17 protein-coding genes and 1 tRNA gene are annotated in these 14,944 nt (G+C 65.5%); 11 read left to right on the top strand and 7 right to left on the bottom strand.

Annotated features, from left to right (window positions below; all coding sequences use genetic code 11):
* Window positions 1-8 precede the first annotated feature (8 nt).
* On the bottom strand, window positions 9-932 hold the full coding sequence (locus I8N54_RS16105) for an electron transfer flavoprotein subunit alpha/FixB family protein (RefSeq protein WP_140196299.1): 924 nt from the start codon (window positions 930-932) through the stop codon (window positions 9-11).
* The gene (locus I8N54_RS16100; RefSeq protein WP_140196297.1) at window positions 929-1,690 is read right to left on the bottom strand and encodes an electron transfer flavoprotein subunit beta/FixA family protein; all 762 of its coding nucleotides are present in this window, start codon (window positions 1,688-1,690) and stop codon (window positions 929-931) included. The genes I8N54_RS16105 and I8N54_RS16100 overlap by 4 nt, the downstream gene beginning before the upstream one ends.
* A gap of 163 nt (window positions 1,691-1,853) precedes the next feature.
* Here I8N54_RS16100 and I8N54_RS16095 point away from each other — a divergent pair, with 163 nt between their 5' ends.
* On the top strand, window positions 1,854-2,687 hold the full coding sequence (locus I8N54_RS16095; RefSeq protein ID WP_140196295.1) for an AraC family transcriptional regulator: 834 nt from the start codon (window positions 1,854-1,856) through the stop codon (window positions 2,685-2,687).
* Window positions 2,688-2,697: 10 nt separating this feature from the next.
* Here I8N54_RS16095 and I8N54_RS16090 read toward each other — a convergent pair whose 3' ends face one another.
* Genes I8N54_RS16090 through I8N54_RS16075 form a run of 4 tightly spaced genes read right to left on the bottom strand, consistent with a single transcriptional unit; the run spans window position 2,698 to window position 4,939 of the window.
* Window positions 2,698-3,270: a cob(I)yrinic acid a,c-diamide adenosyltransferase gene (locus I8N54_RS16090; RefSeq protein ID WP_140196293.1), complete on the bottom strand. Its 573-nt coding sequence runs from the start codon at window positions 3,268-3,270 to the stop codon at window positions 2,698-2,700.
* Window position 3,271: 1 nt separating this feature from the next.
* A complete protein-coding gene (locus tag I8N54_RS16085; RefSeq protein ID WP_140196291.1) occupies window positions 3,272-3,472 on the bottom strand; it encodes a twin transmembrane helix small protein in 201 nt (66 codons plus the stop codon).
* 57 nt (window positions 3,473-3,529) lie between these two features.
* On the bottom strand, window positions 3,530-4,351 hold the full coding sequence (locus I8N54_RS16080) for an SDR family NAD(P)-dependent oxidoreductase (protein ID WP_140196289.1): 822 nt from the start codon (window positions 4,349-4,351) through the stop codon (window positions 3,530-3,532).
* Between the two features lie 15 nt (window positions 4,352-4,366).
* Entirely contained in the window at window positions 4,367-4,939 is a 573-nt protein-coding gene (locus I8N54_RS16075) for an SH3 domain-containing protein (protein ID WP_140196287.1), read from the bottom strand.
* A gap of 205 nt (window positions 4,940-5,144) precedes the next feature.
* On the opposite strand from I8N54_RS16075, the gene I8N54_RS16070 reads away from it, so the two are divergent.
* A complete protein-coding gene (locus I8N54_RS16070) occupies window positions 5,145-7,571 on the top strand; it encodes a DNA topoisomerase IV subunit A (protein ID WP_140196285.1) in 2,427 nt (808 codons plus the stop codon).
* Window positions 7,572-7,707: 136 nt separating this feature from the next.
* Window positions 7,708-8,883: an elongation factor Tu gene (gene tuf, locus I8N54_RS16065; protein ID WP_140196245.1), complete on the top strand. Its 1,176-nt coding sequence runs from the start codon at window positions 7,708-7,710 to the stop codon at window positions 8,881-8,883.
* Between the two features lie 272 nt (window positions 8,884-9,155).
* On the opposite strand, the gene I8N54_RS16060 is transcribed toward tuf, so the two are convergent.
* Window positions 9,156-9,836, bottom strand: a complete 681-nt coding sequence (locus I8N54_RS16060) for a lysophospholipid acyltransferase family protein (RefSeq protein WP_140196281.1) — start codon at window positions 9,834-9,836, stop codon at window positions 9,156-9,158.
* Between the two features lie 108 nt (window positions 9,837-9,944).
* On the opposite strand from I8N54_RS16060, the gene I8N54_RS16055 reads away from it, so the two are divergent.
* The 8 genes from I8N54_RS16055 (at window position 9,945) to rplA (ending at window position 14,638) form a co-directional block, all read left to right on the top strand.
* Window positions 9,945-10,020, top strand: a tRNA-Trp gene (locus tag I8N54_RS16055).
* A 45-nt stretch (window positions 10,021-10,065) separates the two neighbouring features.
* Window positions 10,066-10,953, top strand: a complete 888-nt coding sequence (locus I8N54_RS16050; protein ID WP_140196279.1) for a hypothetical protein — start codon at window positions 10,066-10,068, stop codon at window positions 10,951-10,953.
* A 54-nt stretch (window positions 10,954-11,007) separates the two neighbouring features.
* A complete protein-coding gene (gene secE, locus I8N54_RS16045; protein ID WP_140196277.1) occupies window positions 11,008-11,208 on the top strand; it encodes a preprotein translocase subunit SecE in 201 nt (66 codons plus the stop codon).
* A 92-nt stretch (window positions 11,209-11,300) separates the two neighbouring features.
* Window positions 11,301-12,110, top strand: coding sequence for a hypothetical protein (locus I8N54_RS16040; RefSeq protein ID WP_140196275.1), 810 nt, complete (start codon window positions 11,301-11,303; stop codon window positions 12,108-12,110).
* Between the two features lie 151 nt (window positions 12,111-12,261).
* Window positions 12,262-12,795: a transcription termination/antitermination protein NusG gene (gene nusG, locus I8N54_RS16035; RefSeq protein WP_140196273.1), complete on the top strand. Its 534-nt coding sequence runs from the start codon at window positions 12,262-12,264 to the stop codon at window positions 12,793-12,795.
* Window positions 12,796-12,861: 66 nt separating this feature from the next.
* On the top strand, window positions 12,862-13,314 hold the full coding sequence (locus tag I8N54_RS16030) for a hypothetical protein (RefSeq protein WP_140196271.1): 453 nt from the start codon (window positions 12,862-12,864) through the stop codon (window positions 13,312-13,314).
* A gap of 191 nt (window positions 13,315-13,505) precedes the next feature.
* Window positions 13,506-13,931, top strand: a complete 426-nt coding sequence (rplK, locus tag I8N54_RS16025) for a 50S ribosomal protein L11 (RefSeq protein ID WP_140196269.1) — start codon at window positions 13,506-13,508, stop codon at window positions 13,929-13,931.
* A complete protein-coding gene (gene rplA, locus I8N54_RS16020) occupies window positions 13,931-14,638 on the top strand; it encodes a 50S ribosomal protein L1 (RefSeq protein WP_140196267.1) in 708 nt (235 codons plus the stop codon). The genes rplK and rplA overlap by 1 nt, the downstream gene beginning before the upstream one ends.
* Window positions 14,639-14,944 lie beyond the last annotated feature (306 nt).

Genomic DNA, 14,944 nt, shown 5'->3' with positions numbered 1-14,944 from the left:
CCGAAAGGTCAGAGCTTCTCTGTCAGGTCCGGAATGGCTTCGAACAGGTCGGCGACAAGGCCGTAGTCGGCGACCTGGAAGATCGGCGCCTCTTCGTCCTTGTTGATCGCGACGATGATCTTGCTGTCCTTCATGCCCGCGAGGTGCTGGATCGCGCCGGAGATGCCGACGGCGATATAAAGCTCGGGGGCGACGACCTTGCCGGTCTGACCGACCTGCCAATCGTTCGGGGCATAGCCGGAGTCGACGGCGGCACGAGAGGCACCGACAGCCGCGCCGAGCTTGTCGGCCAGCTTCTCGATCAGTTCGAAGTTCTCTTCCGATCCGATCCCGCGACCACCGGAGACGACGATCCCGGCGGAGGTCAGCTCGGGGCGGTCGGATTCGGCGACCTTGTCCTCGACCCACTCGGACAGGCCTGTGGCTCCGGGGACCGTCACCGTTTCGACCGGCGCGTCGCCGGAGGCCTCTGCGGCATCAAAGGATGAGGTGCGGATCGTGAACACCTTCTTCGGGTCCGAGGATTTCACGGTCTGGACCGCGTTGCCGGCATAGATCGGACGTTCGAATGTGTCGCCGTCCACGATGCCGGACACGTCGGAGATCACCATGACATCAAGCAGCGCCGCGACGCGGGGCATGATGTTCTTGGCGTCCGTCGTCGCCGGGGCGGCGATGTGGTCGTAGTCGCCCGCGAGGGACACGATCAGGTCGGCCGTCGCTTCGGCAAGTCGGTGATCGAGCGACGCATCCTCGGCCAGCAGGACCTTGGCCGCGCCGAGCTTGGCCGCTTCGGCGGCGGCATCGGCGGCGGTGCCGCCGGCGCACAGCAAGTGAACCTCGCCGAGCGACGATACTGCCGCCAGCGCCTTGCCGGTGGCATCGACACTGAGAGTGCCGTCGGTGATTTCCGCAAGAAGAAGAACGCTCATTTCACGACTCCCGCTTCCTTGAGTTTCTCGACCAGCTCATCGACGGAGCCGACCATCTGACCGGCCTGCCGGACGGGCGGCTCTTCGGTCTTCAGCACTTCGAGGCGCGGCGTGACGTCGACGCCGTACTCGTCCGGGGTCTTCTCTTCGAGCGGCTTCTTCTTGGCCTTCATGATGTTCGGCAGCGAGGCATAGCGCGGCTCGTTCAGGCGCAGGTCGACCGAAACGATCGCCGGCATCTTAACCTTGATAGTCTGCAGGCCGCCGTCGACTTCGCGGGTCACGGTGGCGCTGTCGCCTTCGATCTCGAGCTTGGAGGCGAAGGTCGCCTGGCTCCAGCCGAGCAGCGCGGCCAGCATCTGGCCGGTGGCGTTCATGTCGTTGTCGATCGCCTGCTTGCCGCAGATCACGAGGCCGGGCTCTTCGGCGTCCATCACGCCCTTGAGGATTTTGGCCACCGCGAGGGGCTCGATGTCCGTGTGCACGTCCTCGGTCGCGACGATCAGGATCGCCCGGTCGGCCCCCATGGCGAGCGCGGTCCGCAGGGTTTCCTGCGCCTGCTTGACCCCGATGGAGACGGCGATGACCTCGTCCGCCTTGCCGGCTTCCTTAAGGCGGATCGCCTCTTCGACGGCGATCTCGTCGAAGGGGTTCATCGACATCTTGACGTTGGCGAGATCGACCCCGGAACCGTCCGCCTTCACGCGAACCTTCACGTTGTAGTCGATCACGCGCTTGACGGGCACAAGCACCTTCATCGCGTAAAACTCCTTGTTCTCTCGGGGCGGTGTTACCCTGCCACCGGCTGGGGAAACAGGTCAAAATCGTCACCTTTCTGACAGGCTACGTCGCGTTTCCAGTATTTTGGGCGACAGCAAGAACGGTCAGGCGGACGGGGGCGCGCAGAGGTAGAGCCTGGACATGAAGGAACGACTGGACATGAAGGACCCGGTGGTCCGCGCGCTCTGGCAGGTGGAGACGGACCTCGACCGCGTGACGGATCTCGGCGCGCTTGCGGCCAGCGTGGGCGTCAGCCGGTTCCATCTGACCCGCGCCTTCACGCTGCGCGCAGGACAACCGCCAATGCGCTACGTCCGCGCGCGGCGCCTGACGCTGGCGGCCCGCGCGCTCGCTTCCGGAAGGGAGAACGTGACCGGCGCGGGATTGCTCGCCGGCTACGATAGCTCGGAAGGCTTTTCCCGCGCGTTCCGGGCTTGGGCCGGCGTTGCGCCTTCCTCGATCCGGTCGCCCTCCGACCTCGACAACCTACCCCTTCAGGAGCCTCTGACCATGACACTCGCCCCGATCACCGACCTCGATCCGCGGATCGTCACCTCGCCCCCCGTCACGCTTGCCGGAAAGTCGTGGGAGGTGTCGATGGAAACGCGGGGCGAAATTCCCGGCTACTGGGATGCGATGATCGAAGAATGGGAGCATCTGATGTCCAAGGAAGAGACCTACGGCATCTGCCACGACTTCCAGGAAGATGGCCGGTTCGGCTACTTCATCGGGTTCCCGTGCGAGACTCCGCCGGACGGGCTGGGCCGGTTCCGACTGCCCGGTGCGACCTACGCGGTCTTCGACCACGCTGGCCACGTCTCGGGCATCGCGGCGCTTTGGGACGGCATATTCTCGGACTGGGCGCCGAAGGCGACCGTGAAGGTCGGCACCGGCCCCGAGTTCGAGCTTTACGAAGAAGGTTACGACCCTGCGACACCGGGCGGCGTGGCCGTCTGGATACCGCTGGAGGGTTAGGTCGCCCTGATCAGCGGTTCTTGCCCGGGGTCCAGAGGACATCGGCCCGGCCGTCGTCATTGGCGACGCGGGCCGCGACGAAGAACCAGTCCGACAGGCGGTTCAGGAACTTCACGGCGGCGGCGTTCACCTCTTCCTCGCCGGCAAGCGCCGTCGCGAGGCGTTCCGCCCTGCGGGTCACGGTGCGGCAGACGTGAAGCTGCGCCGAGAGCGGCGAGCCGCCCGGCAGGATAAAGCTGCGCAGAGGTTCCAGCGCCTTGTTCATCTCGTCGATCTCTGCCTCGAGGCGGTCGACCTGGCTCGATGCGAGCCGCAGCGGCGGATACTCCGCTTCGGCGTCCTTGGCTAGGTCGGGCCGGCAGAGATCGGCACCGAGGTCGAACATGTCGTTCTGAATTGCGGCGAGCCGGTCGTCCAGCGTGCCGTCGGACTGGAGGCGCGCGACGCCGATCGCGGCGTTCGCCTCGTCCACGGTCCCGTACGCCTCGACCCGCAGCGCGTGCTTTGGAACCCGGCTTCCGTTGCCGAGTGCCGTCTCGCCGGCGTCGCCGGTCCGCGTGTAAATCTTGTTGAGAACGACCATCTCAGTTCCTCCCCCCGGCCACGGCGACAAACAACAACACCAGTCCGACGGCGGCGAATTGTGCGATGATCCGCCATTGCATCAGCTTGTTGGACCGCTTCGGATCGCCGCCGATCCCGAAGTTGCCGATGCCGGCGAACAGGATCGCGGCGACGGCGATCACGGCAATTGCTGCGACGATGAATAACGGATCGCGACCCATGGCGGACCTCCCCTTCGTTGGCCCCCGATGTAGCAGCCGGGCGCCGCCTGCCAAGTGTCAGCTTCGCCGCATGATGCGATCGACGATCTTCGCCGGAAGCAGGCGGCGCATAGCTTCGGCGACCGAGGTATGCGGCGTAACCCGGTAGCGTGCGCGAGGGTTGCGGGCCTCCAGAGCGCGGATCAGCTTGGCCGTGACGGCCGAGGCCGGCCACGAGGGCCCACTCGATCCCTGATAGAGCTGGTCGAGGAGGGAGGCGCGGTAGTCATCCGCCCGGGGTGACGATTCCCAGTCCACCCAGCGTTCGAACTGCCGGATTGCGTTCTGTCGGAATCGCGTGGTGATCGGGCCAGGCTGGATCAGGACGACCTCTATCCCGGTGCCGTCCATCTCCATCCGCAGTACGTCGGTCATGCCTTCCAGCGCGAATTTCGTCGCGACGTAGGCGCCACGCCAGCGACCGCCGACGATGCCAAGCACGGAAGAGCAATTGATGATCCGCCCGCGACCTACCGGACGCATCACGGAAATCGCCCGGCGGGTGAGGTCGTGCCAACCGATGAGATTGGCCTGAAAGATCGCCGAGAGGGCCTCTGACGGAATGTCTTCAAGAGGGCCGGGGATCGCGTAGGCGCCGTTGTTGAAAAGCGCGTCGAGCGTGCCGCCGGTGTGCTCAAGCGCCGCCTCGAAGCCCGAGGCGATGCTGTCCGGGTCTTCGTAATCGATCCGCACTGCCAGAAGGCCTTCGTCACGCAGCCGCGCGACATCCTCGGCCTTCCTGGCCGAAGCCACGACCGTCCAACCCTGTTTATGGAGCTCGTGCGCGGCGTCGTGGCCGATGCCGGAAGAGCATCCGGTGATCAGGATCGAACGGGTCAAGTCAGCAGGTCTGGATCAGATGCCGTCGAGCAGCCGTTCCGCCATCCAGCCGGTCTGGCCGGAGTCCAGAACCTGAAGGCGGGCCCAGCCATTGCGGGATTCGATCACTTCGGCTTCGGTGCCCTGGTTCAGCGTCGTCACAACCGAGTAATCGGTGCCCGGACCCATCCGCATGTTCACGCGGCTGCCGGCAACGCTGACGGTGCGCATCTCGGCCTCTTCGACGCGGGGCGGCGCCTCGGTCGCGGAGTTGGCGAGAACGATCGCGTCTTCGATCGCATCGGCGGCGCTGACCCACTTCGGGCCGTCGTCTTCGGCCATCGTCTCGACCCCCGCGTCTGCGGGGGCGGAGGCGAGGACCACGTCATCGCCGGCGTCGGCAGTCGAGGGGCCCGAAATGTCGTCGACAGGGCTGACGCGGGCACGGGTCACGAATTCCGGGATGTCTTCGTCCGACGAGGCAGCCGTCGGTGTGCTCGTGCTGAGGGTCGCCGCCATACGCGTTTCAGGCACGAAGTCGGAGCCGCCCGACATTTCCCAGTAGCCCCACGCCAGGAAACCGAACGTGAGCAGAATAAACCGTTTCAAGACGAAATCCCCCCGGATTTTCGTGTGTCGCCGCAGCAGCAGTGAACGGAGTTTACACGATCGCCCCGCGATTCTGTCACTGCAAAATGACGACGGGTCACGCGCGCTTGGCCACGCTGCATATTCGACACCCTAACCCCAATTCGGGTGATCGGGTTCCCACGGACCGCTAGACCGTGCCGCCTGTGCAGTGTAACGACCCGGCATGTCCGACCCGACCGATCCCGAAAACGCCCCGAAGGATTTCAGTGAACCGCTGCGCCGGGCGATCGGCGAGCGCTACCTGACCTACGCGCTGTCGACGATCATGAACCGGGCACTGCCGGACGCGCGGGACGGTCTGAAGCCGGTGCACCGCCGCATCCTCTACGCGATGCGCGAACTGCGGTTGTCCTCGACTGGCGGTTTCCGCAAGTCGGCCAAGATCAGCGGCGACGTGATGGGCAACTACCACCCGCACGGCGACAGCGCGATCTACGACGCGATGGCGCGTCTCGCCCAGCATTTCGCCGTGCGCTATCCGCTGGTGGACGGGCAGGGGAACTTCGGCAACATCGACGGCGATAACCCGGCCGCGGCCCGTTATACCGAGGCGCGGATGACCGCCGCCGCGGAAGCGCTGCTCGACGGGCTCTCCGAGGACGCGGTCGACTTCAAGACGAATTACGACGGCACCCTGACCGAGCCGGTCGTGCTGCCGGCGGCGTTTCCGAACCTTCTCGCCAACGGCGCGAGCGGTATCGCGGTCGGCATGGCAACGAACATACCGCCGCACAACATCGACGAGTTGGTGCAGGCATGTCTGCACCTCATCAAGACGCCCGATGCCCGCGACGAGACGCTGCTGAACTACATTCCCGGCCCCGATTTCCCGACCGGCGGTGTCGTCGTTGAGCCGAAGGAAAGCATCGCCGAGACCTATCGGACGGGCCGTGGCTTCTTCCGCCTGCGCAGCCGGTGGGAGATCGAGGACCTTGGACGCGGCCAGTGGCAGGTCGTCGTCACCGAGATTCCCTACCAGGTCCAGAAGTCCAAGCTGATCGAGCGGCTGGCCGAAGTGATCCAAACCAAGAAGGTCCCGATCCTCGCCGATGTCCGTGACGAAAGCGCCGAGGACATCCGCATCGTGCTCGAGCCGCGTTCGAAGAACGTCGATGCCGAGGTGATGATGGGGATGCTCTATCGCAACTCCGATCTCGAGACGCGGTTCTCGCTGAACATGAACGTGCTGATCGACGGGGTGACGCCGAAGGTCTGCTCGCTCAAGGAAGTGCTGCGGGCCTTCCTCGACCATCGGCGCGAGGTGCTGCTGCGGCGCTCGAAGCACCGGATGGCGAAGATCGACCACCGTCTCGAGGTTCTCGAGGGCCTGATCGTCGCGTTCCTGAACCTCGACCGGGTGATCGACATCATCCGCTACGACAGCGACCCGAAGGCGGCGCTGATGTACGAGGACTGGTCGAAGCCGCACCAGGACACGATCGTCCGGGCGACCGACGAATCCGACTACGTCTCTCCGCTGGAGGGGATCGACCGCGCCTCGCTGGTTCTGGAGGCCGACCCGTCCGCAACCGCGCCATCGGAGCTCGGCGACGACGCGCCGAGCGGCGTGCCCCGCCGCTTCGCGGGCCGGGAGGAAGGTCTTTCGGACGTTCAGGCCGAGGCCATCCTCAACATGCGTCTGCGGTCCTTGCGGCGTCTTGAAGAGCTCGAGCTCGTCTCGGAACGCGACCGCCTGATGGAAGAACGCGCCGGCCTCGAGGACCTGCTCGAGACCGAAAGCCTGCAATGGTCGACCATCGCCGACCAGCTTCGCGAGGTCCGGGCGCAGTTCGGGGCCAAGGCACCCGGCGGCGCCCGTCGCACCGGCTTTGCCGAGGCGGGCGAGGTCGAGGATGTGCCGCTCGAGGCGATGATCGACAAGGAACCGATCACGGTTGTTTGCAGCCAGATGGGCTGGATTCGTGCGCTCTCGGGCCATGTGGACCTGACCCGCGAGCTGAAGTTCAAGGACGGTGACGGCCCGCGCTTCATCTTCCACGCCGAGACGACCGACCGCCTGCTTCTGTTCGCCTCGAACGGACGCTTCTACACGATCTCCGCCAGCAACCTGCCCGGCGGGCGCGGGATGGGCGAACCCGTCCGGCTGATGGTCGACGTGCCGAACGAGGCTGAGATCATCGACCTGCTGATCCATCGCCCCGGCGCGAGGATGCTGCTCGCCTCCAGCGCGGGCGACGGTTTCGTCGTTCCCGAGGAGGAAGTCGTTGCCCAGACCCGCGCCGGCAAGCAGGTGCTGAACGTGCGGGCTCCGGCCGAGGCGATGATCTGCCGCCGCGTGGAGGGCGACCATCTCGCCGTTGTCGGCGAGAACCGCAAGCTGCTTGTCTTCCCGCTGGACCAACTCCCCGAGATGGGGCGCGGCAAGGGTGTCCGGCTCCAGAAATACAAGGACGGCGGGCTGTCGGACGCGCGGACGTTCACCCTCGCAGACGGCCTCAGCTGGTCGGACCCCGCGGGGCGGACGCGGACCGTGTCGGCGGACGAACTGGCGGAGTGGATCGGGGCCCGTGCCGGGGCGGGCCGCATGGCGCCGCGCGGCTTCCCGCGCGACAACCGCTTCACCGGCTGAGGACGCCCCCGCGGAGACTTGTACCGGCGCGGTCAGATCTGCCCTTGAATACGCCCCGATTTCCACTTATTTCGCGCGGCGATGTAAGTCGGCAGGCTCTGTGCCTGCTCCCCTGATCAAGTAGAGCGAGACGGCGATGGCCAAGGAAAAGTTTGAACGCAGCAAGCCGCACTGCAACATCGGCACGATCGGTCACGTTGACCACGGCAAGACGACGCTGACGGCGGCGATCACGAAGTTTTTCGGCGAGTTCCGTGCGTACGACCAGATTGACGGCGCGCCGGAAGAGAAGGCCCGCGGGATCACGATCTCGACGGCGCACGTCGAGTACGAGACGGAGAACCGTCACTACGCGCACGTCGACTGCCCCGGCCACGCCGACTACGTGAAGAACATGATCACCGGTGCCGCGCAGATGGACGGCGCGATCCTCGTGGTGAACGCGGCCGACGGCCCGATGCCGCAGACGCGCGAGCACATCCTGCTCGGCCGTCAGGTCGGTATCCCGGCGATGGTGGTGTTCCTCAACAAGGTCGACCAGGTCGACGACGAGGAGCTGCTGGAGCTGGTCGAGATGGAAGTTCGCGAACTTCTGTCCGAGTACGAGTTCCCGGGCGACGACATTCCGATCGTGGCGGGCTCCGCGCTTGCCGCTCTGGAAGGCCGTGACGAAGCGATCGGCGAGAACAAGATCCGCGAGCTGATGGCGGCCGTGGACGAGTACATCCCGCAGCCCGAGCGCGCTGTCGACCAGCCGTTCCTGATGCCGATCGAGGACGTCTTCTCGATCTCCGGTCGTGGTACGGTCGTGACCGGCCGCGTCGAGCGTGGCGTCGTGAACGTTGGCGACGAACTCGAGATCGTCGGCATCAAGGACACCAAGAAGACGACCTGCACGGGCGTCGAGATGTTCCGCAAGCTGCTCGATCGCGGGGAAGCCGGCGACAATATCGGCGCGCTGCTGCGTGGTATCGACCGCGAAGCGGTTGAGCGTGGCCAGGTTCTCTGCAAGCCGGGTTCGGTGAAGCCGCACACGAAGTTCGAAGCGGAAGCCTACATCCTGACGAAGGACGAAGGTGGCCGTCACACGCCGTTCTTCACGAACTACCGCCCGCAGTTCTACTTCCGCACGACGGACGTGACCGGGACTGTGTCGCTGGCGGAAGGTACGGAGATGGTGATGCCGGGCGACAACGTGTCGTTCTCGGTGGAGCTGATCGCGCCGATCGCGATGGAAGAGCGCCTGCGCTTCGCCATCCGTGAAGGTGGCCGCACCGTCGGCTCCGGCGTCGTCTCCAAGATCGTCGAATAAGAGCGGGCGCCGGGCGCAACAAGCGTCCGGGGTTCAGGGAAATTGATGGGGCGGTACCCGCGAGGGTGCCGCCCTTTCCTTTGTGGGTGGATGGCATTGGTTGGGCGCGCGGCCTTGGTTTTCTGAAAGAAGTTGAGAGCGGTTGGTTCCGGGTGCGCATCGAGCGCGCACCCTACGCGGAACCTATCAATTCCGCGCGCCGCAAGAGCCCTCTCCCCGAGGGGGAGAGGGTTGGGTGAGGGGGCAGGCCCGATACACATCAACCACGCAGCCTACGGACCGGCCGGCACCCCGGCCTTCACGTCGATCTCATGCTGGTGGGCGGTGATCGCCGCATCCAGCTCGGCCAGCAACACCTCGCGGTCGGACTGACGGGTGATCTCCTGCCGCCACGTGCGGAAGCCGTAGACGCCACGCGTGAAGGGCAGGGGGAGCAGCATCCGGTCCCACGTCCCGAGCCTCACCTGCCGCCGGGTCGAAAAGGCGAACAGCACGATGGTTGCGCCCGACGCGCGAGCCCAGTCGATCGCAGCGCTCTTCGACTGGTGCGCCGGTCCTTCCGGGCCATCCGTGGCGATGCCAAGGCTCTTGCCCGATCGGACGCCCTGGATCACGGTCCGTGTCGCCGCGCGGCTCGGGCGGCGAGTGCTCATCGGCACCGGCTCCATCCCGAACGACGCCTGTACGGCCCCGCCGAGTCGCCCGGCAGGGGAGGGGTCACGGATTGCGATGAACGGCGCGCCCTGCCGCATCAGGAAGGCGGGACCGAGCAGGATGCGTGAATGCCACATCACGACGATCGCCGGGCCCTCGGCCAGGACGCCTTGCAGCTCCGCCTCGCCCTCGGCCGTCCAGCGGCTGGTCGCGAGGCAGAACCGCCCCCAGAGCGCCACGGCGCCGCCCAGCAGCCGGGCGAGCAGGTTAACGGGTTTGAGCTCTTTCCGAAACGTCACGTCGCCATTTCTCCGGTTCAGAGGCCACCTGCCAACCGCATTCCGCAGACAAGGGCAAGGCTGCTATTGCACGGGACGCGGTAAGGCGCTATCCGGCACACCGGCCTTAGGGGTATAGCTCAGTTGGTAGAGCATCGGTCTCCAAAACCGAGGGTCGTGGGTTCGAGTCCCTCTGCCCCTGCCAAGGCCGCCCGGTGGAGCAAGTCCGAACCGTGAGCGTCGTCCCCTCGTGAACCTTCCTGAACGCCTGATCCTGCATGTCGGTGCCCACAAGACCGGCACGACTCACTTCCAGCAGGGCCTTCGCGCCGGACAGGCCACGCTCGAAGAGGCGGGCTGCACGATCTACACGCCGCCCGATCTGCGTCCCGCGCCCGGCCTCGCCGAGATGCTGGGAATCGCCTTCAAGGGCGGCAAGCGGGACAACTGGACGCCGGAGTTGCTCCCCGCCGCGGCGAAGGGGCGCAAGACACTCATCATTAGCGAAGAGAATGTGCTCGGGCAGTTGATTACGCCCAGCGGGCAGTTCCTCGGCGCGCTCTATCCTCATGCGGCGCGGCGCATCTCGGCCGTGGTGCGGGCAGTGGCGCCGGTGAAGCCCGTGCTGTTCCTCTCGATCCGCGATCCGGCCTCCTACGTCTTGTCGGCCTATTCCCAGTCGCTGCTCGGCGGATACGGTGGGGATTTCGCGGATTTCATGGCGCGGATGTCGATCGACAAGATCCGCTGGGCCGACCTTGCCGCGGCGATCGCGAATGTCGAGGGCGTCGCGAGCCTGCGGTTCTGGAAGCTCGAGGATTATCCAGCGGTGGGGTCGAAGGTCATCAACCGCATGGCGTCCGGCCGGGTGGCCGATCCGGCCTGGCTGTCGCACCAAGCGTCTCACGTCGGCCTGTCGAAGAAAGCGGTCGAGGCAGCCCTGCGCGCGCCGTCGGGTCCGGAACGGGCGCTCGCCGCGAAGGCCGCGCGTGCGCAATACCTCGTCAGTGACGGGCATGAGCGTTTCCGGCCGATCGACGACGAGACGCTCGCCCTGTCCGCCGAATTCTACGAGCAGGAGGTCGCTGCGATGCGGGCGCTGCCCGGTGTCCGGCAGCTTGAGCCCGATGCGGGTTGAAACGGGGCCGGGAACCGCGTATCTGACCCGCTGACGTCGACAAGGAAGCCCCGAATGGCCCGCACCAATCCAGTCAAGTTCATCTCCGAAGTCCGCACGGAAGTTGGCAAGGTCACCTGGCCGACCCGTCGCGAGGTGACGTTGACGACCATCATGGTTTTCCTGCTGGCGACTTTCGCGGCCGTGTTCTTCTTCCTCGTCGATCTGCTGATCCGCACCGGTCTGACTGGTGTGCTGACGATGTTCGGCTCCTGAGCCGACCTGCATGAACCGAAAATAGTTCGGTTCGCGTCCATTTATCGTCCTCTTTCGCGTGGTTCATTTGCCGGGTGTGAAACCTGCCGCGAGTGACCGTCGTGAACCCTTTCCTTCTCGTGTTGCGCCTGCCGTGGTGGTCGTACTTCCTGTTGGCCGCGCTTCTTGTGGGCGGTGCCCAGCTGACCCGCGTCCTGCCCGGAAGCGTCGACGAGGTGCTGGAGACGCCGGTTCCGGCAGCCGTGGCGATCTCCTCCCTCGCGCCGGCCGGTGATCAGCCGGCGGAGACCGTCCTGACTGCGCAGCTCGACCTCGGCCTGTCCGGCAATCTGGTGGATGAGCGCGGCGACCGGGCGGCGCTCTGGGTGCTGATCGACGAGGACGCGACCCGGACGCCACCTGCCGTCAGTGGTCTGCTCACCGTGCCTTGGAGCGAGCGAGACAAGGCCGCCGCATGGCTGATGGATCGAGTGGTGAGCTACGGCGCCGTTGGCCCGGTCATCGAACTGCATGGCATGATTGACGGTGCTCTGCCGCAGGGCGGTCCGGAAGCGGTCTATCTGGTCGGCAAGGGTCACGGGCTTGCACCGGACGGTTTCCGTTTCGCACCATTCCTCGACGGACGCGAGGCCGGGCTTCGTGCCATGGCGGCCGCGAACGTGGGATGGATGCCATACATGTTCGGCGTCGCCGCGCTGCTTTGCATTCTGGGCGGCGGCAAATTGGCGTTCCGGCAGGTCGCCCGCAACCGGCTGGACGTATCGCTTGTGAAGCGACGGACCCAGGTGGCGGAACCGATACAGGCAACGTCGCCCGCCGGCGATTCCGTCTTACCCGGCAGTCCGATCGACCGGATCCGCGCGCGCAAACAGATCGTCTCTGCGCCGCCTCCGCAGGTCTGACCGCCGGGCGCTGCCAAGGCCCGAGGCTTGCAACCCCGAAACGGTCCGTATAAAGGCACCGCATTTCCCGGAAATGGCGCGCGGCGAATCGAGTTGCGCGCCGCTTTAATTTTCGGGAGTCGGATTCAAGACCTGAAGGTGTCGAGACAGCATGGCGAAGCGTTGGTATTCGGTAAGCGTTCTTTCGAACTTCGAGAAGAAGATCGCCGAGCAGATCCGCACGTCCGTCGCGGAAAAGGGACTTGAGGACCAGATCGACGAGGTTCTCGTTCCAACCGAGGAAGTGATCGAGGTGCGCCGGGGCAAGAAGGTTTCGACCGAGCGCCGCTTCATGCCGGGCTACGTCCTTGTTCACATGGAGATGTCCGACGAAGGCTATCACCTCGTGAACTCGATCAACCGCGTGACCGGCTTCCTTGGTCCGCAAGGCCGCCCGATGCCGATGCGCGATGCAGAAGTGCAGGCGATCCTCGGCCGCGTCGCGGAAGGCGAGGAAGCGCCGCGCACGCTGATCCACTTCGAGATCGGCGAGAAGGTGAAGGTCAACGATGGGCCGTTCGAGGATTTCGACGGCATGGTCGAAGAGGTCGACGACGACAACCAGAAGCTCAAGGTGTCGGTGTCGATCTTCGGTCGTGCGACCCCGGTCGAGCTCGACTTCACGCAGGTTTCCAAGCAGGGCTGATCGTGACTGCCGCCTGGCGGTAAGTTGACGTTAGGTCTGATCGCGCGATTGCGGTATGCTCCCGGCATGTTGCATCGCGCGTTTCTCATTCTGCTGATCGCATTAGTCGCCGCCTGCGTGCCGCAAGAACTCGAGCGTCCGGGGCTGGCCTACGTCTCGCACTGCACGGCAGGCGACAATCTCTACCCCACTCAATGCACGCGGCTCTACGCCGACGACATGCTGGTCCGCACGGTGGAAGGGAACGCCGACGGCACCTTCTACGATAGCCCGGTTGTCGATGAGCAAAAGCAGTTGGCGAGCGGCAGTTATGCGCGGGTGCTCGACCTGCTCGACGATCCGCCCGCCGAAGCGCGGCGCATTCCGGCGGCACCGCCGATTGTCGGGGGCACCGGTTTGCCCTGTTGCCACGTCTCCTACGCAACGACTGCGCTTGCGGTGGACGCCGGCGGCACGGGGCGGGCGGTGAACGATACGGTGCTGATCTACGCGCTCAACCAGGTCGATCCGCCGGTGTAGGAGACGTCCCGGAGCCCGCCTGAACACTTGCGCCGAAAGCGGAAATCCTATAGCGCGCGAGCTTCATCGCCCGACTCCGTGGAATCGGACGATGCACGTGGGAGGCGCGGCCATCGCGATGGCCAGACCGGACCACGCCACGAGACTGCACTGGACGACGCGTCGCCGGTGCGATGGAAAGGAGAGGCCCCATGGCCAAGAAACTCGTCGGCAGCATGAAGCTGCAAGTGCCTGCCGGTCAGGCAAACCCGTCCCCGCCGGTCGGCCCCGCGCTCGGTCAGCGCGGCATCAACATCATGGAATTCTGCAAGGCGTTCAACGCGCGCACGCAGGAGATGGAGCCCGGCGCGCCGTGCCCGACCGTGATCACCTACTACCAGGACAAGTCCTTCACGATGGACATCAAGACGCCGCCGGCGTCCTACTTCCTGAAGAAGGCCGCGAAGCTGAAGTCGGGCTCCAAGACCCCGGGCAAGTCGACCGCAGGTTCGGTAACCGTCGCCCAGGTGAAAGAGATCGCCGAAGCGAAGATGAAGGATCTGAACGCGAACGACGTCGAGTCCGCGATGCAGATCATCCTGGGCTCCGCCCGCTCCATGGGCATCGAGGTGAAGTAATGGCAAAGCTCGGTAAACGTACCCGCACCGCCCGCGAAGCCTTCGAGGGCAAGGAAAACCTGTCCGTCACCGACGCCGTCGCGCTGGTGAAGGGCAATGCCAAGGCCAAGTTCGACGAGACGATCGAGATCTCGGTCAACCTCGGCGTCGACCCGCGCCACGCCGACCAGATGGTCCGCGGCAAGGTCAGCCTGCCCAACGGCACCGGCAAGGAAGTCCGCGTCGCGGTCTTCGCCCGTGGCGACAAGGCCGACGAGGCGAAAGCTGCCGGTGCCGATGTCGTCGGCGCCGAAGACCTGATGGAACAGGTCCAGAGCGGCAACATCAACTTCGACCGTTGCATCGCAACGCCGGACATGATGCCGATCGTCGGCCGTCTCGGCAAAATCCTCGGCCCGCGTAACCTGATGCCGAACCCGAAGGTCGGCACGGTCACGATGGACGTCAAGGACGCCGTCGAAGCCGCCAAGGGCGGTGAAGTGCAGTTCAAGGTCGAGAAAGCCGGCGTCGTGCACGCTGGTGTCGGCAAAGCGTCCTTCGACGCCGACAAGATCGAGGCCAACATCCTCGCCTTCGTCGACGCCGTTCAGAAAGCGAAGCCGGCCGGTGCCAAGGGCACCTACATGAAGAAGGTCGCCATCAGCTCGACCATGGGTCCCGGCGTCTCCATCGACGTCGTCTCGGCCACCGGCAACGCCCCGGCCTGAGCCGCGGCACACCGTTGAATTCGCGGAGGGCGGTCCTGTCGGGCCGCCCTTTTGCATGCGGCTGGACAATCGTCCATGCACGCGTGGATTTTGTCGTGATGCCGACGATTGGCCGGGCGGAGTTCAGCCAATCACGCGGCTGTCAAGAATATTCGCATCTGCCGGGTTGGCAAAGCATCAGGCGGGGTGTAAGAGCAGCCTCCTGCGACGTGGTGACCCGCGTGGGAACCATTTCGCGATTCGTCCGAGACGGTGGGCGGCCCGAGGAATTCCGGAGGCCATAAGTCCTGCCTGAGACGGGAAAGG

The organism is Pelagovum pacificum (assembly GCF_016134045.1).
Lineage (GTDB): Bacteria > Pseudomonadota > Alphaproteobacteria > Rhodobacterales > Rhodobacteraceae > Oceanicola > Oceanicola pacificus_A.
Note: the sequence above shows the minus strand (reverse complement) of the source record. Positions and strands in the feature narration are given on the sequence as shown.